At 61.0% G+C, this 18839-nt stretch carries 16 protein-coding genes and 4 pseudogenes; 9 read left to right on the top strand and 11 right to left on the bottom strand.

All coding sequences use genetic code 11. The annotated features are described in order from the left end of the window. The 3 genes and pseudogenes from hisG to EN906_RS04090 all read left to right on the top strand — a co-directional run. A pseudogene (gene hisG, locus EN906_RS38070) lies at positions 1 to 135 on the top strand (ATP phosphoribosyltransferase); the annotation flags it as partial. Positions 136 to 466: 331 nt separating this feature from the next. Beyond that, complete coding sequence (locus EN906_RS04095) at positions 467 to 2239, top strand: AMP-binding protein (RefSeq protein WP_127272182.1); 1773 nt, start codon at positions 467 to 469, stop codon at positions 2237 to 2239. A 69-nt stretch (positions 2240 to 2308) separates the two neighbouring features. Next, entirely contained in the window at positions 2309 to 3412 is a 1104-nt protein-coding gene (locus tag EN906_RS04090) for a calcium:proton antiporter (protein WP_127269260.1), read from the top strand. A 420-nt stretch (positions 3413 to 3832) separates the two neighbouring features. Here the strand turns inward: EN906_RS04090 and EN906_RS04085 are convergent. From EN906_RS04085 to EN906_RS04075, 3 genes and pseudogenes are all read right to left on the bottom strand, one after another. Then, a pseudogene (locus tag EN906_RS04085) lies at positions 3833 to 4048 on the bottom strand (DUF899 family protein); the annotation flags it as partial. A 355-nt stretch (positions 4049 to 4403) separates the two neighbouring features. Then, complete coding sequence (locus tag EN906_RS04080; protein WP_206517178.1) at positions 4404 to 4988, bottom strand: N-acetyltransferase; 585 nt, start codon at positions 4986 to 4988, stop codon at positions 4404 to 4406. 459 nt (positions 4989 to 5447) lie between these two features. Next, a complete protein-coding gene (locus EN906_RS04075; protein WP_127269670.1) occupies positions 5448 to 6131 on the bottom strand; it encodes a glutathione S-transferase N-terminal domain-containing protein in 684 nt (227 codons plus the stop codon). A gap of 348 nt (positions 6132 to 6479) precedes the next feature. Here EN906_RS04075 and EN906_RS04070 point away from each other — a divergent pair, with 348 nt between their 5' ends. After that, a complete protein-coding gene (locus EN906_RS04070) occupies positions 6480 to 7373 on the top strand; it encodes an SMP-30/gluconolactonase/LRE family protein (protein WP_164748887.1) in 894 nt (297 codons plus the stop codon). Positions 7374 to 7418: 45 nt separating this feature from the next. Here the strand turns inward: EN906_RS04070 and EN906_RS04065 are convergent, their stop codons facing one another. Both EN906_RS04065 and EN906_RS04060 read right to left on the bottom strand, forming a co-directional pair. Continuing rightward, on the bottom strand, positions 7419 to 8309 hold the full coding sequence (locus EN906_RS04065) for a LysR family transcriptional regulator (RefSeq protein WP_245456765.1): 891 nt from the start codon (positions 8307 to 8309) through the stop codon (positions 7419 to 7421). A gap of 238 nt (positions 8310 to 8547) precedes the next feature. Continuing rightward, positions 8548 to 9225: an MIP family channel protein gene (locus EN906_RS04060; RefSeq protein ID WP_013530368.1), complete on the bottom strand. Its 678-nt coding sequence runs from the start codon at positions 9223 to 9225 to the stop codon at positions 8548 to 8550. A 181-nt stretch (positions 9226 to 9406) separates the two neighbouring features. Between EN906_RS04060 and EN906_RS04055 the strand changes: the two are divergent. From EN906_RS04055 to EN906_RS04030, 5 genes and pseudogenes are all read left to right on the top strand, one after another. After that, positions 9407 to 10683, top strand: a pseudogene (locus EN906_RS04055) (RsmB/NOP family class I SAM-dependent RNA methyltransferase). A 126-nt stretch (positions 10684 to 10809) separates the two neighbouring features. Continuing rightward, on the top strand, positions 10810 to 11268 hold the full coding sequence (locus EN906_RS04045; RefSeq protein WP_013530371.1) for a PaaI family thioesterase: 459 nt from the start codon (positions 10810 to 10812) through the stop codon (positions 11266 to 11268). Between the two features lie 141 nt (positions 11269 to 11409). Further along, on the top strand, positions 11410 to 12078 hold the full coding sequence (locus tag EN906_RS04040; protein WP_127270410.1) for a 5'-methylthioadenosine/S-adenosylhomocysteine nucleosidase: 669 nt from the start codon (positions 11410 to 11412) through the stop codon (positions 12076 to 12078). Between the two features lie 55 nt (positions 12079 to 12133). Further along, a complete protein-coding gene (gene guaA, locus EN906_RS04035; protein ID WP_127267909.1) occupies positions 12134 to 13696 on the top strand; it encodes a glutamine-hydrolyzing GMP synthase in 1563 nt (520 codons plus the stop codon). Between the two features lie 293 nt (positions 13697 to 13989). Beyond that, positions 13990 to 15246, top strand: a complete 1257-nt coding sequence (locus EN906_RS04030; protein ID WP_127267910.1) for a site-specific integrase — start codon at positions 13990 to 13992, stop codon at positions 15244 to 15246. 119 nt (positions 15247 to 15365) lie between these two features. Here EN906_RS04030 and EN906_RS04025 read toward each other — a convergent pair whose 3' ends face one another. The 6 genes and pseudogenes from EN906_RS04025 to EN906_RS38060 all read right to left on the bottom strand — a co-directional run. Next, positions 15366 to 16700, bottom strand: a complete 1335-nt coding sequence (locus EN906_RS04025) for a hypothetical protein (protein WP_127267911.1) — start codon at positions 16698 to 16700, stop codon at positions 15366 to 15368. 174 nt (positions 16701 to 16874) lie between these two features. Continuing rightward, positions 16875 to 17153, bottom strand: a complete 279-nt coding sequence (locus tag EN906_RS04020) for a TfuA-like protein (protein WP_127267912.1) — start codon at positions 17151 to 17153, stop codon at positions 16875 to 16877. A gap of 254 nt (positions 17154 to 17407) precedes the next feature. Then, entirely contained in the window at positions 17408 to 17662 is a 255-nt protein-coding gene (locus EN906_RS04010; RefSeq protein ID WP_127267914.1) for a hypothetical protein, read from the bottom strand. A gap of 207 nt (positions 17663 to 17869) precedes the next feature. Next, positions 17870 to 18154 carry an AlpA family phage regulatory protein gene (locus tag EN906_RS04005; RefSeq protein ID WP_127267915.1) on the bottom strand — a complete coding sequence of 95 codons (285 nt, stop codon included), beginning with the start codon at positions 18152 to 18154 and terminating at the stop codon, positions 17870 to 17872. Positions 18155 to 18322: 168 nt separating this feature from the next. Continuing rightward, positions 18323 to 18549, bottom strand: a pseudogene (locus EN906_RS38065) (hypothetical protein); the annotation flags it as partial. A gap of 44 nt (positions 18550 to 18593) precedes the next feature. Then, a partial coding sequence (locus EN906_RS38060) for a hypothetical protein (protein ID WP_245484170.1) occupies positions 18594 to 18839 on the bottom strand: 246 nt, incomplete at its 5' end.

Below are 18839 nucleotides of genomic sequence, written 5' to 3'. Positions count from 1 at the left end.
CATCTCAAGGTGCTGGGCGATGGCCTCGTCCTGCGCTCGCAGGCCTGTCTGGTGGCGTCGAAGAAGACACGGGCGGCGGCCGATGAAGCGGTCCTGCGCGACATCGCGGCGAAGATGGCGGCTGCGGTCGGATAGGAATTATTTCCTTGACCGGTGAGGGCAGCTATGCTACATTTTTGCCCATGGTGCTGATTTGCGCCGGTGACCCGCCGCCCAGGCGGGTTTTTTCGTTTTGGCGCGCTTCGTCAGCCAACGCGAAGCTCCGAAGCATCGTTGACCGGATCGTTGCCCTTTCACGACCATCGGCGGGATTTCCTCCACTCCGGCAGGCTGATAGGCTCGGCTAATGCATGTCGCCCAAAGTGATCTCGGTTTTGGGAGAACGACATGCATAAAAACAAGGACCTAGAACGCGTCGCATGATTCTGTTTCAGCGCGACGCACTTAGTCCCGGGAGGAGAGAGCGATGCCGGTCAATCTCGACGAGCTGAAGAACGCCAGCAATCTGCGCGGACCCGGCGCGCGTGCTGGCGGTGTCTTCGTCGCACCCGTCGACAACAGGGCGCATGTCTCTGGCGAACGCAGCGTGCCGCTGCTCGACAAGACCATCCCCGCGCTGTTTTCCGACACCGTCAGCAAATACGGCACGCTCGACGCCGCTGTCTTCGTCGATCAGGACAAGCGCTTCACCTGGAGCGAACTGTCGGACACGGTGGACGCGCTGGCTGCCGGCTTCCTGGCACTGGGGTTGGCAAAGGGCGATCGCGTCGGCATCTGGTCGCCCAACCGCTGGGAATGGCTGGTGACGCAGTTCGCCACCGCCCGCATCGGCCTGATCCTGGTCAACATCAACCCCGCCTATCGGTTGACCGAGCTCGACTATGCGCTGAACAAGGTCGGCTGCAAGGCGCTGGTCACCGCTGCCAAGTTCAAGACGTCAGACTATCTCGGCATGATCGAGACGCTGGCGCCCGAGATCGCCAAGGCCACACCGGGCAAGCTCAAGGCGCAGAAACTGCCGGCGCTGAAGATCGTCATCCGCATGGGCGACGAGAATTCGCCCGGCATGTTCAATTTCGGCGACGTGCTGGCCATGGCCGGGCGTGACGAGCATGACAGCCTCGACCGCATCTCGGAGAAGCTGAAGCCGGGCGAGGCCATCAACATCCAGTTCACCTCAGGCACCACAGGAGCCCCCAAGGGCGCGACGCTGACCCACAACAACATCGTCAACAACGGCAATTTCGTCACTTCGGCGATCAAGCTGACCGTCGACGACCGGCTGTGCATACCGGTGCCGCTCTATCACTGCTTCGGCATGTCGATGGGCACGATGGGCTGCGTCACGAAGGGCGCCACGATGGTTTTCCCGGGCGAGGGCTTCGATGCCGGCGCGACGTTGAAGGCGGTGGCTCAGGAACGTTGCACCGGGCTCTACGGCGTGCCGACCATGTTCGTCGCCCTGCTGGATCATCCGGATTTTTCCGCCTTCGATCTCTCCAGCCTGCGCACCGGCATCATGGCCGGCTCGCCATGCCCGATCGAGGTGATGAAGAAGGTGGTGTCGCTGATGCATATGGAACAGGTGACCATCGCCTACGGCATGACCGAGACCAGCCCGGTGTCGTTCCAGAGCGGCGTCGACGACCCCTTGGAAAAGCGCGTCTCGACCGTCGGGCGCATTCACCCCCATGTCGAGGTCAAGGCGGTCGATGCCGATGGCGCTACCGTTGCGGTCGGCGTACCGGGCGAGCTTTGCACGCGCGGCTATTCGGTGATGAAGGGTTACTGGGACGACGACGACAAGACCCGCGAGGCGATCGACAGCGACGGCTGGATGCACACCGGCGACCTCGCCACCATAGACGCCGAGGGCTATTGCAACATCGTCGGCCGGGTCAAGGATATGGTTATCCGCGGCGGCGAGAACGTCTATCCCAGGGAGGTCGAGGAATTCCTCTACCGCCATCCAAAGGTCAAGGAGGTGCAGGTGTTCGGCATTCCCGACGCCAAATATGGCGAGGAGCTGTGCGCCTGGATCGTGCTCAAGCCCGGCCAGATCTCCACCGAGCAGGAGGTCAAGAACTTCTGCGCCGGCCAGATCGCCCATTACAAGATCCCCCGCCACATACGCTTCCGCACCGAATTGCCGATGACGGTGACCGGCAAGCCGCAGAAGTTCTTGATGCGCGAGGCGATGGTGGAGGAACTGGGGCTGGTGGCGCAGAAGACGGCGTGAACGGGTGAACGCTTCGATCTGTCGGTGCGCGAATGCAGCCACGGTTCGCAGCAGCGCGCAGGGGCTTGCATGAGCGGTTTCGGACGTTCGGTGACTTCGTATGCGATGCCCTTGGCCGCCTTGGTGATGGCTGTCGCCGTCAGAGCCGGCGGACTGTCGGCGGACGAAGGTTCGCTGAGCGCCAGGATACTCGTCGGAGCGCTTTCGAGTGCGATTATGTTCACCACCATTTTCGTGGTCCTCGACCACGCCGAGGCGGTGGCTCGGCGTGTAGGAGAGCCCTACGGCACATTGGTGCTGACTTTTGCCGTGACGGCAATCGAGGTGTCGATCATCGTTTCCATGATGCTGCATGGAGAGAACAACCCTACGCTTGCACGTGAGTCTGTCTTTTCAACAGTGATGATTGCATCCACCGGCGTCGTCGGCACCTGTCTCGCGCTTGGCGGCTGGCGTCATCGCAAGCAGGCAATTGTTCGACAAGGGACCAGCGCATATCTCGCGGTTCTGATCGCGCTGACCATCATGACGCTTATTCTGCCAACCTACACACAAGCTACGGGGCCGGGCACATTTTCGGCAGCTCAACTTGGCTTTGTGAGCGTGCTTTCGGTGCTGCTTTATGCAAGTTTTGTGTTCGCGCAGACTGTCCGCCACCGAGAAGACTTTGTCGAAGGGCAGGCCCACGGTGTTTCGCTGCGGACTGCCCCTCACGAAAGCGTCTTTGCCGGCGCATTGCTGCTTTTGATCGGGCTGATTGGCATTGTCATGCTCGCCGAGCAGGTCGCCGCAAGCGTCGAGGATACGCTCGTTGCCTATCAGGTGACCCAGGCTGACAGCATTGTGGGGGCATTGATCGCCGGGCTGGTTTTGATGCCAGAGGCCATTTCGGCGGTTCGCGCTTCACTCAACAATGAGCTGCAACGCGGTTTGAATGTCGCGATGGGTTCCGCTTGCGCCACAATCGGTTTGACAATACCGGCGGTCGCGGCCGCCAGCCTGCTGACGGGAAGAGGGTTAACCCTGGGGCTTCCAGCGACTGACACAGTGCTTTTGATTTTAGCGCTCTTCATATGCAATGTGAGTTTTAGCACTGAAAGAACAACATTCTTGACGGGCGCTGTCCATATCGTGGTATTTCTTACATATATATTTCTTATATTTGTACCATGAAAACTTGGCCCAGGCTGGCAATTAGATACAGTGGCGCGACTGGTCGTCAACGGACTGCTTGGGTTCTTCAGTCTGGAAGCCGACAGCGAACTGCAGCCCGTTGCCTGAGATGGCGTTTCCGCTTCCGCACCGAATTGCCGATGACCGTGACCGGCAAGCCACAGAAGTTCCTGATGCGCGAGGCGATGGTGGAGCAACTGGGGCTGGTGGCGCAGAAGACGGCTTGAGGGCTGGCTTCGCGGTGCGGCTGGGTTGCTTTGAGCCAACTGTCGACGACGGCGACGAGGTAATGACGTCTCAATCGGGCCGAGAGCGGACTGGCGGCTTTGGGCGGCTTCCGCACAAAGCTGCCGGCCGTGAGCCGTGACGCAGAAAGGCTCATTTGTCATCCGAGCGTCATTCCACGGCTTCCCGGAGTGGCTACTCGTATCGATCGTGGCGACGTACCCAGTCCATTCCCTCCTTCTCGTTGCGGCCTTTCGGCATGAGGTCGAGCATGGCGTAGGTGCCCATCATCACCTCAACGCCGCGCCCGTAGGTGGAGTAGGTGCGAAAGACCTCGCCCGCGTGCTTGAAGAAGGCGCTAACGCCGGGCCATTCCTCGCCGGTCTCCCGCCATGGGCGTTCCCCGTTGCTGCAAACATCGTCATTTCCGGTCCTCGGTCGAATTCGGCGTTTCCAACGGTTGCGATCCGGAAACGCTATTTCGGACGGAGGCCAGATGGGAGTTACAAGTGTGACGTGATTTCAATGGGGGCCGTCTGCAGAATGGCGGTTCACCGCGCGGCAAGCGAGATAGCTGTCATAAGCTGATCTATAGGCGGGCAGCGGCCCTATCATCCCGCGAAGTTGGCACAGTTGCCAAGAGGTGCCCGCGATCCGCTTTCCCACCGGCGAGAAGGGCCAGGTGTGCGGCTTCGACGGTGTGCTCGACAGCTCCGTGGACGCCCTGAACGTCCCACAGGGTCAAACTATCTGATCAAACTGACGCTTAACGAGGTCGCCGCAGCATCGGGATGAGCGTCGGCGACGAACCGACCTGGATCGCGCCGAGCGATTCGAAGCCGTGCCGCTGGTAGAATGATATGTTGCGCGGGTTCGAGGATTCCAAATAGGCCGGCGCGTGATCGCGGTCGCACTGCGCGAGTGCGTACGCCATCAAGGCATCGCCGTGACCTTCGCCTTGATGCGCCGGGTCGACGCCGATCAGGGGCAAGTACCAATGCGGTTCGGTCGGGTGGTACGTGGCCATCTGCTCGAATATGGCCGCGGTTTCAGGGGCGAGAGAGGATTCAACCGTGCTCTCGATCACGGCGCCAAGCTCTTCCTCGTCGGAATGCACGCCGGGCGGCAGCCACAGCGCCGTCCCGGCGTAGCCGTCGGTGCAAAAGGCGCTTCCGTTAGAGAATGCCCTGCGCCCGAACGCGCGGGCCATTCGCGGCATGGCTGCAAGGTACGGGTGTGCATGCGGCCAGGTCCACCGCGCCATAGGGTCCGCTGCAAACGCCAGCACGATTATCTCGACCGCTGAATCTTCATCGGCTGCGTCCATAACTCTCACTGTCGGCGACTTCACGCTGCCCTCCTGACGTAGGTGGTTCGACGAGGCGCCCGCGCCCGTTCTCAGCAACGCATCGTAACCCGGATGGAGTGGGAGCGATACCGGTTGCTGTCGGCTCAGCGGTTCTGGAAAAGCTGAAGCTGCCCGGATCGTGCTCAAGCCCGGCCAGATCGCCCGCGACAAGATCCAGCGCCACATCCGCTTCCGCACCGAATTGCCGATGACGGTCACCCGGCAAGCCGCAGAAGTTTTTGATGCGAGGCGATGGTCGAGGAACTGGGGCTCGTGACGCAGAAGAAGGCTTGAGGGCTGGCCTCGCGCCGACGTCGAGCCGTGAACTCGATTGGCGTCTAATATCGCTGGGTCGTCCAGGCTGACATTGCACTGCATTGGTTGGGCATCCGAGCATCGCACTGAACCCGGCCGCCAGCGGTGCTCGAATCCACCGGCAGCAGAAACTGCCGGTGGCACGGGTCATACGGCATCTGCCTCGTTTTGCGGGAACATGGCGCGACGTGATTCCGCATCGAGATCAGCCTTGAAGGTATGCCTTGCCTTCATGTCCAGGGCTCGCTGGACCGCAGGGCGCTTGGTCGCCTCGTCCATGAAGCGCACGACATTGGGATAGTCGCCAAGACCCTTCTCGCCGAATGCATATCCGGCGGAGGCGGCCCAGCCCCAAAGCGCCATGTCGGCGATCGTGTACTCGTCGCCGGCCAGATAGCGGGCCTTTCCAAGCCGACGGTCCAGAACCGCGTAGTGGCGCTCGAGCTCCTTCACGTAACGATTTTTCGCATAGGCGATATCTTCCGGCGCGTAATGCAGAAAGTGGATTGCCTGGCCGGAAAACGGCGATAGGCCCGTTGCCACGAACTGAAGCCATGACAGCATCAAAGCCTTGGCCTTCAGTTCGCCCGGAATGAATTTTCCGTGCTTCTCGGCGAGGTAGAGGAGGATGGCGTGGGAGTCGAATATCGTCACCTCCCCGTCAACCATCGCCGGCACCTTGCCATTTGGATTGATCTCCCTGAATTCCGGCGTGTGCTGCTCGCCTTTGAAGATATCGACCGGCGAGACGTCGAAGGGCAATTCCAGCTCTTGCAGCAGCACCGCCACCTTCATCGAATTCGGCGTGGCGTGAAAATACAGATTGAGCATCTTTTTCTGTTCCATCGTTGAACATCCACCCAGTCCGCCCGATCGGCGTCTGCTGATGTTGAGCGCCTGAAACATGCTGGCCTGCCCGCCACCACGCCAATCGATCTTGCGGATTGGTGGCATCGAGCCCGTTCATGGCAGGTCGGGCGATCGGACGGGTTTGGATTTTGACAAGTCCCAAACCCATGAACGCGATCGATTCGTCTCATCGTGAAACGCGATTTCTCGAGGCGCGCTCAGAGTTCTAGAGCGGTGACATCAACCGACCGAAAGGAACCAATCATGATCTCTCGTTCTCTAATGTCTGGCGTCGCAGCCATGATTCTCTTCAACATTGTATCGCCATCGATGGCCGGCAGCACGGCTCAGGGGATTTCGTTCGCCTCCGACCAGAGTTATCCGGAGAGCATGACATGGTCGGCCAGGCAGGACACCTTTATGGTCGGCTCGGTGCGTCATGGCCTGGTGGCCAAGGTCGACAAAACCGGGAAGTACACGGTGTTCGTGCACGATGCGAGGCTGGTTTCCACGGCGGGTCTGCTCGTCGACGACAAGCGCAACACGCTTTGGGTGACGAACTCCGACCCGGGCGTCGGCGATCGCACCGGTGCGGCGAGCAAGGGCAAGCTTGCGGCGGTGGCCACCTACGATGCCACGACCGGCCAGCCTCGGGCCTATTACGATCTCGGCAGCCTCAGCGAAGGTACGCATTTTGCCAATGACATCGCGCTCGATGCCGACGGAAACGCTTATGTGACCGACAGTTTTGCTCCGATCGTCTATCGGATCGACACAGCGGGCAAGGCGGCGATCTTTGCGCAGGATCCACGGTTCACGAATGGCGACGGCTTCAAGCTGAACGGCATCGCCTGGCACAAGGATGGCTATCTGCTCGTGGGCAAATACAATACGGGTGAGCTGTTTCGCGTCAGTATCGCCGACCCCCGCACGGTCGAACCGGTTAAACTGCCCGAGGCCCTCACGGGTGCCGACGGCATTCAGTTGATCGATGACCAGCACCTCATCGTGGTGCAGAACCTGGGCGCAGATCGCACCGTCGAACTGGTATCCGCCGACGGGTGGGCATCGGCGACGATTGTCCGGCAGGAGCGCAGCATCATGTCGATGCCGACGGCCGCGGCGATCTTGGGCGACGATGTCTACGTACTGAATTCGCGGCTCGACACGCTGTTCGATCCGGCTGCCGACAAGGTTGGCGACTACCTGCTTCAGAAGCTCTGATTGCACGGCATGTGGTAGCCGGAACGATTGCGTGGTGTTCGGCCACTACCCCTCGTGACCGCTGCGAGCGCTCTGTATCACCAGTTTGCGCAGCCATATGTGGGCGGGGTCGCTGCGCATTCGTGGGTGCCAGAACAGGTTCATGGCGAACGGCGAGAGCTCCAAGGGGGCTTCGAACAGATCGAGAACTTGAGCGAAGCGCCTCAGGAAACGCCGGGGCAGGGTGCAGATCAGATCGCTGTTTTCCAGAACGAGCGGGGCCAGTGCGTAGCTCTGGATGGAGACCGTCACATTGCGCGAGCGGCTGATCTCGGCAAGCGCGTCGTCGATCATCCCTGCAAAATGCCCGCCGCTCGTCGAAATGAGCAGATGGTCGAGGGCACAGAATTCGTCCAGGGTGATTGACCCCTTGCCACGCGGATGGCCGTGCCGCTGGGCGGTAACGAATTCTTCTTCGAACAGCTTCTGCCCGATCAGACCACTCGAACCGTCTTCCGCGGCTCCGATGAAGAGATCGATGTCGCCCTGCTCCAGATGCTCGACGATCCTCGGCTTGTTGGGCACCGTAAAGGCGACCTTTGCGTTGGGAGCTTGGGATTTGAACCGCGGAATGAGGTCCGGCGCCAGGATCGCTGCCGGATTGTCCGTGGCGGCAATGCGATAGACACGTTTGCTTGTCGCGGGGTCGAACAGATGAGCAGTATTCACGAAATCGCTCAACCGTTCGAGCAGCCGGGTGAGTTCGGGCTCAAGTGCCAGAGCGTGAGGCGTCGGGATCATTCCCCGTCCGGACGCCGCCGTTGTGAAGAGGGGGTCGTTCAGCAATTGACGCAGACGCGTCAGGCGGGCCGACAAAGCCGATTGGGTAATGTTCAATCTCGCCGCCGCATGGGTGACGTTCTGGTGCTTCAACAGCGCGTCGAGTGTCAGCAGCAAGCCAATGTCGAAATCCGATAGCCGTTTTGTCAATGGGACCTCGAACCAGCAGGCGCTATTCAATCGGTAGCTCTAGACTAGCACGGTTCCGGGTTTGAAGGGCATGCGGTTCCAGTCAACAGTCAGCCGGCGTGGCCGGATTTGACCACCCATACTGAGGTCTGTTCGGCCTCTTGCACCAACCATCTAAGGCGCGGGCCATGGCCCGCGCCTTTTCATATTCAGCCTTCCAAAGAGCTCAGTCCTTCTCGAAGATGCGCGCCTTGGCGACCACACCGGCAATGGCGCCGCCGATCAGCGGTGCAACGATGAACAGCCAGAGCTGACCGATCGCGGCAGTTCCCGAAAACAGTGCCGGACCGATCGAGCGGGCCGGGTTGAGCGACGTGCCGGTCACCGGGATGATGGCGAAGTGCAATCCTGCCAGCGTCAGGCCGATGACCAGTCCGGCGAACGCCGTCGAGTGCTTTTCAGCCGTGACGCCAAGGATCACGGTGACGAAGGTGAAGGTGCCGATCACTTCCCACAGGAATGCCGAGCTGACACCCCATTTCGTCACATCCCAGCCATTGGCGCCGAAGCCGGTGGTGTGTCCGCCAACCTGGCCGGAAACGATGATCCACAACGCCAGCGAAGCAAGGACGCCGCCGATGACCTGCGCGATCCAGTAGGGGATCACGTCCTTGGCCGGCAGCCGGCCGGCAAGGAAGACGCCGAGCGTCACCGCCGGGTTGAGATGCGCGCCCGAAATCGGGCCGATCGCATAGGCCGCCGCGATGAGGCCGATGCCGAACGCCAGACCGATGCCTTCCTGGCCGAGCGGCAGCGCGCCGCCGAAGCCGCCCGTCACCACAGAAGCCGTACCGATGAACACCAATAGAAATGTGCCTAGAACTTCCGCCAGATAAGTCTTCATTGCCCTCTCCTCGTGTCGATCCGCCGGTCCACCTTTGCGCGCCGCGAATCACAACCGGAAGAGTATTCGCAACCAGAAAAGTTGGAAAGCAGAGCGGTTGTGCAGGCCGACCTGCTTGTGCGCGCCGGTTGCGCGCTCTAGAGCAGGGCCGGAATAATTTTCTGCGTGACGGAACAAGACCATGCGACTGGGCGGACGGCTGGCTGCGGCCATCGAAGTGCTGGAAGACATCGGCCGGTGGCGGACGCGCTGAAGGATTGGGGCCTGTCGCATCGCTTCGCCGGCGGCGGCGACCGTGCGGCGATCGGCAACATCGTCTATGACGCCTTGCGCCACAAGCGTTCCGCCGGCTGGCTGCTGGGGCAGGACACGCCGCGCGCCATCGGCTCCGGCGCGCTGCTGCTCGAATGGCGCCAGACGGCACAATCGCTCAACGAGGCGCTCGATGGCGACAAGTTCGCACCGCCGCTGCTGACCGCCGCCGAGCTTCAGGCCATCGCCGAACGCCGGCTTGACGATGCGCCGGCCGCGGTGCGGGCGGATGTTCCGGACTGGTGCGCGCCGCTTTTCGAGCGAGCCTTTGGCTCGACCTGGGCCGACGAGGGCGCCGCGCTGGCAACGCGCCCGCCGCTCGACCTCAGGGTCAACACCTTGCAGGCCAACCGCGACAAGGTACTGGCCGAACTGACGGGAACCGGCGCGAAACCCTCGGCAATCGCGCCACACGGCATCCGCATCCCGCCGATCGACGGCGACGGCCGGCACCCGAACGTGCAGGCCGAGCCGGCTTTCCAGAAGGGCTGGTTCGAGGTCCAGGACGAAGGCTCGCAGATCGCGGCCGCCCTTGCCGGGGCCGAAGCCGGCATGCAGGTGCTGGATTTTTGCGCCGGCGCCGGCGGCAAGACGCTGGCACTGTCGGCTTCGATGGAAAATCGCGGCCAGATCTTTGCCCATGATGCCGAAAAAGCACGGCTGGCGCCCATCTTCGACCGCATCCGCCGCTCTGAAAACCGCAATGTCCAGATCGTCACCAAGCCGGCCGAACTCGCGCCGCTCGGCAACCACATGGACATCGTGCTGGTCGACGCGCCTTGCACCGGCAGCGGCACCTGGCGGCGCCGTCCCGATGCCAAATGGCGGCTGACGCAAAGGCAGCTCGATGCACGCAAGGGCGAGCAGTCGGCGATCCTCGATGCGGCCAAAGTCTATGTCAAACCAGGCGGCCTGCTGGTCTACATCACCTGCTCGGTGTTTGATGAGGAAAACGGTGAGCAGATCGCGGCCTTTCGGGACCGTAACAGCGGCTTTGTTCCCGTCGACCACCGCCAGCTCTGGGACAGCCGTTTTCCCGGCCATGAGGCAGCCGCACGCATCGGCGCCAGAGGCGACATCTCGCTGTCGCCGGCGCTCAGCGGCACCGATGGGTTTTATCTCTGTGCGTTACGCAGATCGGCCTGAATCCTATTCCTGACGGACGCGTGGCGCCGGCCGGCAGGCCAGGTCGATTGTGCAGTGCAGCAAAAGCATTTGCCTGCCGTCCATGCCTCTGCAATAAGCTTATCCGCGTAAAGGAAGGCAGCGGCAATGGCAGCAAAGATCGTACCCGCCCCGGACTATGAGGATCGCGTCAGGACCTCCTTCGCGCGTCAGAAGGCGATGGCCACGATCGGCGCCGAACTGACGCTGGTGACGCCCGGTATTATCGAGATCGAGATGCCCTATTCGGCGGCATTGACCCAGCAGCACGGCTTCCTCCATGCCGGTGTCATTTCGACGGCGCTGGACTCGGCCTGCGGCTATGCCGCCTTTTCGCTGATGCCGGAAAACTCCGGCGTGCTGACCATCGAGTTCAAGGTCAACCTCCTGGCGCCGGGCAGGGGCGAGCGCTTCCTGTTCCGCGGCTCGGTGACGAAGCCCGGCCGCACCATCATCGTCGCCGACGGCCAGGCCTACGCCTTTGCCGCCGACGGCGAGGCCAAGCTGATCGCCACCATGACTGGCACCATGATGACGGTGGTCGGGCGTGATGGGATTGAAGGGTGAGTGGCCGGTTCGCCGCAGGCGAATTCATCGTGCCGGTGGCACGATGAAAGGCCACGAACGCCGGGAGCTGCCGGAGGCAGCGGGTCCCGGCGAGCGGCGGTGCAGATAAGCAGATGATCGGGCGGAGAGGAATAAATCATCATGGCCGATAAAATCTCGCGCCTGTCGGGCAAGGACGTCCTCTTCGTTATGGCGGCGCAGGCCGAATACGGCCCGCACCTCAAGCAGCTGTTCACGCCGCTGATGACCGGTGTCGGTCCGGTCGAGGCCGGCGTCAGGCTGGGTGCTGAACTCTCCTGGCTGAAATCGCAAAAAGCACTGCCGGATCTCGTTGTTTCGCTCGGTTCAGCCGGCAGTCGGACGCTGCAGCAGACGGAAATCTACCAGGCGGTTTCGGTCAGCTACCGTGACATCGACGCTTCGCCGCTCGGCTTCGAGAAGGGCGCCACCCCCTTCCTCGACCTGCCGGTAACCGTGCCATTGCCCTTCAAGATACCGGACATCAAGCAGGCGACCCTGTCGACCGGCGGCGCGATCATCACTGGCGCGGCGTATGATGCTGTTAGCGCCGACATGGTCGACATGGAGACCTTCGCCTGCCTGCGCGCCTGCCAGCTGTTCGACATTCCGCTGATCGGTCTGCGCGGCATTTCCGACGGGGCGGCGGATCTCAGGCATGTCGGCGACTGGACCGAATATCTTGAAGTCATCGACGAGAAGCTGGCGGACGCCGTCATGCGGCTCGAACGGGCGATCGGCGACGGCGCCCTTCGGACGGAACCACCCCATGAAGATGCCGGACCAGCCTGAAAGTCGGGCTACGCAACCCATTGCGTCGACTCGTTTCTTTCTCTAAACGCTCGCCATGAAAACAGCCAATCATCCCGACACCGTCCTGATTGTCGATTTCGGCAGCCAGTTCACCCAGCTCATCGCTCGCCGCATCCGCGAGGCCGGTGTGTTTTCCGAGATCGTGCCGTTCCAGTCGGCCGAAGCGGCATTCAAGCGCATCAATCCGAAAGCCGTGATCCTGTCCGGCGGTCCGGCTTCGACCGGCGATATCGGCAGCCCGCGCGCGCCGCAGATCGTCTTCGACGCCGGCGTGCCGGTGCTCGGCATCTGCTATGGCCAGATGGCCATGTGCGTGCAGATGGGCGGCGTCGCCGAAAGCTCCGACCATCGCGAGTTCGGCCGCGCCTTCGTCGAGATTCAAAAAGACAGCCCGCTGTTCGAAGGCCTGTGGGCGCCCGGCCAGCGCCATCAGGTGTGGATGAGCCATGGCGACCGCGTCATCTCCTTGCCCAAGGGCTTCGAAGTGTTCGGCAAGTCAGAGGGCTCGCCCTTCGCCATCTTCGGCAACATCGAGCGCAAGATGTACGGCATCATGTTCCACCCCGAGGTGGTGCATACGCCCGACGGCGCCCGGCTGCTCAGGAATTTCGTCCACAACATCGCCGGCATCGAGGGCGACTGGACCATGCGCGCCTACCGCGAGCACGCGGTCGAGACGATCCGCAAGCAGGTTGGCAAGGGCAAGGTCATCTGCGCGCTGTCGGGCGGCGTCGATTCTTCCGTTGCGGCGCTGTTGATCCACGAAGCGGTTGGCGACCAGCTGACCTGCATCCTTGTCGACCACGGCCTGATGCGCAAGGACGAGGCCGCGGGCGTGGTGGCGATGTTCCGCGAGCATTACAATTTGCCGCTCATTCTGGTGAACGCGTCGGACCGTTTCATTGACGCCCTCGAGGGCGAGTCGGACCCGGAGAAAAAACGCAAGACCATCGGCCGGCTGTTCATCGAGGTGTTCGAGGAAGAGGCCAAGAAACTCGGCGGCGCCGAATTCCTGGCACAAGGCACGCTCTATCCCGACGTCATTGAAAGCGTCTCCTTCTCCGGCGGCCCGTCGGTGACGATCAAGTCGCACCACAATGTCGGCGGCCTGCCCGCGCGCATGAACATGCAGCTGGTCGAGCCGCTGCGCGAACTGTTCAAGGACGAGGTGAGGGCGCTCGGCAAGGAGCTCGGCCTGCCCGAAAGCTTTATCGGCCGCCATCCATTCCCCGGCCCAGGCCTCGCCATCCGCTGCCCAGGCGGGATCACCCGCGAAAAGCTGGAGATCCTGCGCGAGGCCGATGCCATCTATCTCGACGAGATCCGCAAGGCCGGCCTCTACGACGCCATCTGGCAGGCCTTTGCCGTGCTGCTGCCGGTGCAGACGGTCGGCGTGATGGGCGACGGCCGCACCTACGAGTTCGTCTGCGCGCTGCGTGCCGTCACCTCGGTCGACGGCATGACGGCGGATTTCTACCACTACGACATGGCCTTCCTCGGCGCCGCCGCCACCCGCATCATCAACGAAGTCCGCGGCATCAACCGTGTCGTCTACGACGTGACGTCGAAGCCGCCGGGAACAATCGAGTGGGAATGATTCAGGCCTACTCAAACGCCGCCGAGAATACGCCAATCTGCGATGTAACATACTGAAAACGAAAATAAATCCTTTCAGAGACAATCAGCGACAATCGGCACGCAGAGATTGGCTTTGACGGGCCGCCTGACGGACCTTCCGCATATTGCCCCCCCGAGTTTTTCTAAGTACCGTCAGAGCCAATGAGGCTTGTGACGGTACTTTTTTGTGCCTTAAGGCATTGAAGAAAAAAGGAACTTTCTGTCACGAAGCTTCGAAATTGTACTGACGGTACTTTTTAGGAGGCAATGGGTATGCTGACGGACGCCGCCCTTAAGGCACTGAAACCAAAAGAAAAAGCCTACAAGATTGCTGACCGTGACGGCATGTACATTCGCGTCATGCCCAGTGGCACGATCTCGTTTCGGCTGGATTACAGGCTGAATGGACGCCGTGAGACGGTCTATCTAGGCAGATATGGCAGAGATGGAATCTCGCTCGCGTTGGCACGAGAGAAGTGCCTTGATGCCAAGCGCGCCGTCAGCGAGGGACGTTCGCCGGCGATCGAGAAACAGCGCGACAAGCGCCGCCTGAAAGAGGCAAAGAGTTTCGGCGAATTCGGCGAGAAGTGGCTCGCGGCCGCGCCGATGGCCGACAGCACGCGCGCCATGCGACGCGCCATCTTCGAACGGGAGCTTCTTCCGGTCTGGCGCAATCGCTTGCTGACGGAGATCACGCCCGATGACCTGCGGGCCCATTGTGGCGCGATCGTTGAACGCGGTGCTCCGGCGACCGCCATCCACGTTCGAGACATACTGAAGCAAATCTACGGCTTCGCGATCTTGCATGGTGAGAAGGTCGCCAATCCGGCCGAAGAGGTTGGACCGGCATCGATCGCCACCTTTGTTCCAAAGGATCGCTCGCTTTCGCCCGCGGAAATTCGAGTGATGCTGAAGCAGCTGGAGCATATCGCTACACTCCCCACGATCCGTTTGGGAATGCGGCTTTACCTGCTCACTATGGTGCGCAAGAGCGAGCTGCAGGACGCGGTATGGGACGAGGTCGATTTCGAAAATGCGGTCTGGACGATCCCGAAGGAACGCATGAAGCGCTCGAAGGCGCACAATGTATACCTGTCACGCCAGGCGCTCGACATTATGATCGCCCTAAAGACCTGCGCGGGAAATTCCAGATACTTGCTGCCGTCGCGGTACGACGCAGATGCTCCTATGTCGCGCGCCACCTTTAACCGGGTCACGTACGCCGTCATCGAACGCGCGAAGTCCGAGGGGCTGCCTCTGGAGCCGTTTACGGTTCATGACCTGCGGCGCACGGGCTCGACGCTGTTGAATGAACTTGGTTTCAACAGTGATTGGATTGAAAAGTGCCTGGCGCATGAGGACGGGCGCTCGTCGCGCGGTGTCTACAACAAGGCCGAGTATGAGGTGCAGCGTCGGCATATGATGCAGGAGTGGTCGGACATTTTGGACGCCTGGGTCCAAGGCAAGAAGTATGTGCCAACGCTCATCCCGCCGTCGATGCCGATCTTGCAGGCCGACCCGGCGTTTTGACTGGAGCCCCGGTGTTGCCTTCACGCGACGCGTCTTGACAATTGATCAACGTTTCCGCTGCCAGAGTTGGTGCAATCGCCACATCGCCTTGCTTGTCCGAGCGCCGTCCGGACCACCAGCTACGGGCTTGGGCAGATTTTCTCGACCTTGCCCGAACAGACGGACTTCAGTTTCACCAGACTTGGAAAGTAGTCTGCCAACGGGGCAAATTCTTTTGCAAAGCAGCCGTTGGCGTCGGGCCAAAACCATGGTCCCCCCTTCGGTTCGGGAGGCCAGTGCCCGGGAGGCATGGTCCTGTTAGCGGCCATCTCGATGATGCTGCTGCAGAACTTGTGGTTCGTCGTCACTTGGGGCAGGCCGTGGCACCTGAAACACCCACCTGCGTCTGGGGGAACGATCGGGCCAAAATTAGACCAAGGCTCGGGTTCGTCCCCAAGACCGACAAACTCAAACGTTTGCGACTTCGGCACGTCCTCCGCGTACATTGACTTGATGGTCTGACTAAGCATCGTCTTCGGGTGCACAATGAACGGGTTATTGCCGAGGCGGCAGACGTTGCAACGATCTTCACCGTCTTTGGGATGCACCAGTTCACCGAAATCCCGCGTCTTGAAATCATCCCAGGTGATGCGGCTCGTGCCGGAACCTTCGTAGACAATGTTGTCGAATAAACACGCCTTCTTTTGCAGCTTGTCTGCACAGATCGTGCCGACATATTGCACAGGCCAACCGGGTTTGCGCCTGACGAGCGCTACGCAGAAACCGCCGGAGATATCATCCCTATAGGTCCACACCTCGGCGTCAGTCCAATCTGAAGGGAAGAAATACCTATGTGTTTCGGAACCGAGGTCCTCCCTATGGACCCAGCGCTTGTCCGCCGCGAATGAGCCGGGCACGGGTACTCCCGCATCGCGACACGCCTTCAGGTATGCTGGAACGTCGTCGCGGAATTTCGCCTCGCCCACTGCGGGCCAGCCACTCTCCGTGAGCGCGGGGCCGGCACCTTGTCGCTCGATGATGTCTTTGGCCTTTTGCCATTTGCTGACGAGCCGGCGAGCAACATCTCGCTGCTGTATGGCAGCATCGGTGTTCGCCAGAGCCGCTGCAAGTTCGATCTGCACAAAGCTTCTTTCTGCCTGCTGCGCCCGCGAAACGACTGGTCCCTTGAGCGTATCGATCATCTGCCTGTATCGGTCAGACGCTTCTTCAACGAGCAGCCCTTCGACGCAACCGCGAGCGCGTTCCAGCAGCTCCCCGCGATTCTTGTCGGTGACGTTGACCTCTACTCCTGAGGGCACTTCGAAAATGCCGCCATACGCGGCGACGAGATCACATGACATGGCCAACGAAGAGAGGCTTCCTGATCCTTCATCGGCCGCCATCAATAGGGTCGAGACGTAAGCGACGATCAGCAACGCCCCAGAGGCTGCGACGGTTCTCCAACGCATCAGCATTCAGTTCCTGACAAGCTTGAGCAACCGGGCCGAAACGGTGTGTGAAGGAAAGTCCCTGTAGCGATATTGCATGAAGATGTTTCGCCGAGCCTGTCGATCAGCAAAAGGGCATCGCGGGTTTTCACTGCGGGTCCGCTTGCGGCGATCCAGCGAAGCGCGGCCTCCTGAAGCCCTTTATGCATGCCTGCTTCGTCCAATACCTGTTTCCAGGTCCGCGACTTGAAATGGGTCTTGCCGGCTACAGCCATGACGGCGGGCGAGCGAGCCGTCCAGAATGTCCGCCGCAACCATTCGCTGCAGAACGTCGGCCACATCGACGAGCGGAACCGTCAGCGGCAGATAGCCAATCTCTGCCGGACCATGAATCATGGCGACATCGGCATCGGCACTGCGGCGTCCTGTGAGATAATCCTCGAAGACTTTCCGATGCCGATCATCCCGAACTGCCAGCATTCAGCTGCTCTGAGGGCACCCATGCTCGCCGCACCGAGTAGGCGGCAGCCGGCGTCAAGCGCGAACAGAATTTCCTTGTGCCATACTGCAGGTCCCGATTCGAATAGGCCGTCGATCAACCCGATGACCTTGCGCCCCTCGAGCACCGCGCGCATGACATCGCCGCACCGGGCCGGTGGCGCAATGTCAAACGCCTGCCCACCTTGCACACCAGCGAGCGCGATACAGGCTTGGACCGACGAAGATCAGAGGCCTTATGCGAGGCTCCATTGCCGCAGTAGCTTGCGGGCAGCTCGTCCGGACTGTGCATAGGATTCGGGTTGGTGCGTGCTGACCAGGTCGTCGGCAAGCACGCGTACCGCTTCGATCCCGAATCTGCCGCCGCCGAGCGGGAAAACATAGATGTCGCGGACGCCCTCCGTCACGCTGCCGACGGTATCTTGCAAACTCAGATCCTGGCGTTGGTTCAGGAGGCCACCTTGCGGCAGAAGCCGGTAGCTGCCGAACAAGCACGATCCAAGGTCGGGATTGTAGGTGAGATAATAGGAGCAATGGACATTGTCGAGTGGACGCGATGGATCCCATATATCCTTCGTTCCTAGGACATAATCATTCCTCGTGCGCAGGACGGTGGCGGATTGTCCGGCCTCGAGATCGTCCAGTTGAACAAGCCTCCTGTTTCAGTCTTAGTATCGGCGCTAACCATCCAGATCGCGCTATGCCGTTCTTGCCGCGTGATCCAGGCCTTTGACAGGACGGGCTCGGCGTTGTTTCACGTCGGGATTTGGTGCGCGGAGGATAGGTTTCGAGCGGCGGGCCGAAAGCCATGCCTGAACCTCGCCGAGGTCCCAAACCACGCATCGGGCGGTCAACGCGAAGCGTCGCGGAAATTCGCCCCGCTGTTCCATTTCGTAGATCGTGCTGTCTGCAAGGGGCACCATTTCACGCAATTGGTGTCTCCGGATTGTACGCTTCAGTACCTCTTCATTCGATCGACCCATTTCGCACTCCTCAGCATGGGCCCAAATTCAAGGCGAAGGTGTTCGATAATGAAAGAGCGTCCTGTCCCGCGTCGCATCATCGGCGGTTTTGACCTGCAAAAGGGACAAGTCACGCGTTGTGGTGGTCAACTTTTCGCAAATGGCTTCTGCCGCCACGACACTCGCGCCAACCCGCATCTGCAATCTCGGATCGATCTCCAGCGTGCGCAGGAAGGCGATTCGTTCTGTCAGCCCGGACTAGGTTCGACGCACCAGGTGCTTCCGGCGCCGAGCGCAGCCAATGAAAGCGGGTTTGGCCGATTCGACGGATCAACCTCCAACAGCCTGTCCATTGAGGCAAGCCGATCCAGCGAGATACCCGCAATGATCGCGTTCTCTGCCCGTCGGCGGGCAATCCGTATGCAGACCTGGTTTCTGATCGGCAATGATGTCGCCGAACTCATGACCGTTCTTTGGCAAGCGGCCTCGGCCGCACGATGCTCAAATCAAATTTGGTTGGCAGGTCAGGTCCCGTATTGTTGACGGCGGAGGTGGGCATTCGATGGGCGGGCGGGATGATTACCATCCGGACGTGTCGTTCAGGCCAGAGCGGCTTCCCGAAGAGTAGGAAAACGCCTGCTACGAGAACGATGATCAACCCCGCTGCGAACGCATTCGCGATGATATGACCAAGCCGCATGCACCC

Origin of the sequence: Mesorhizobium sp. M7A.F.Ca.CA.004.06.1.1, from assembly GCF_003999135.1 — a bacterium.
In the GTDB taxonomy this organism is placed as follows: Bacteria; Pseudomonadota; Alphaproteobacteria; order Rhizobiales; family Rhizobiaceae; genus Mesorhizobium.
This window is presented reverse-complemented; position numbering and strand designations above follow the sequence as displayed.

Excerpts from the sequence above, each read along its gene's own strand:
- EN906_RS04095 (WP_127272182.1), top strand. The coding sequence starts at position 467 with ATGCCGGTCAATCTCGACGAGCTGAAGAACGCCAGCAATCTGCGCGGA.
- EN906_RS04090 (WP_127269260.1), top strand. The coding sequence starts at position 2,309 with ATGAGCGGTTTCGGACGTTCGGTGACTTCGTATGCGATGCCCTTGGCC.
- EN906_RS04075 (WP_127269670.1), bottom strand. The coding sequence starts at position 6,131 with ATGCTCAATCTGTATTTTCACGCCACGCCGAATTCGATGAAGGTGGCG.
- EN906_RS04070 (WP_164748887.1), top strand. The coding sequence starts at position 6,480 with ATGGCCGGCAGCACGGCTCAGGGGATTTCGTTCGCCTCCGACCAGAGT.
- EN906_RS04060 (WP_013530368.1), bottom strand. The coding sequence starts at position 9,225 with ATGAAGACTTATCTGGCGGAAGTTCTAGGCACATTTCTATTGGTGTTC.
- EN906_RS04045 (WP_013530371.1), top strand. The coding sequence starts at position 10,810 with ATGGCAGCAAAGATCGTACCCGCCCCGGACTATGAGGATCGCGTCAGG.
- EN906_RS04040 (WP_127270410.1), top strand. The coding sequence starts at position 11,410 with ATGGCCGATAAAATCTCGCGCCTGTCGGGCAAGGACGTCCTCTTCGTT.
- guaA (WP_127267909.1), top strand. The coding sequence starts at position 12,134 with ATGAAAACAGCCAATCATCCCGACACCGTCCTGATTGTCGATTTCGGC.
- EN906_RS04030 (WP_127267910.1), top strand. The coding sequence starts at position 13,990 with ATGCTGACGGACGCCGCCCTTAAGGCACTGAAACCAAAAGAAAAAGCC.
- EN906_RS04025 (WP_127267911.1), bottom strand. The coding sequence starts at position 16,700 with ATGCTGATGCGTTGGAGAACCGTCGCAGCCTCTGGGGCGTTGCTGATC.
- EN906_RS04020 (WP_127267912.1), bottom strand. The coding sequence starts at position 17,153 with ATGCTGGCAGTTCGGGATGATCGGCATCGGAAAGTCTTCGAGGATTAT.
- EN906_RS04005 (WP_127267915.1), bottom strand. The coding sequence starts at position 18,154 with ATGGGTCGATCGAATGAAGAGGTACTGAAGCGTACAATCCGGAGACAC.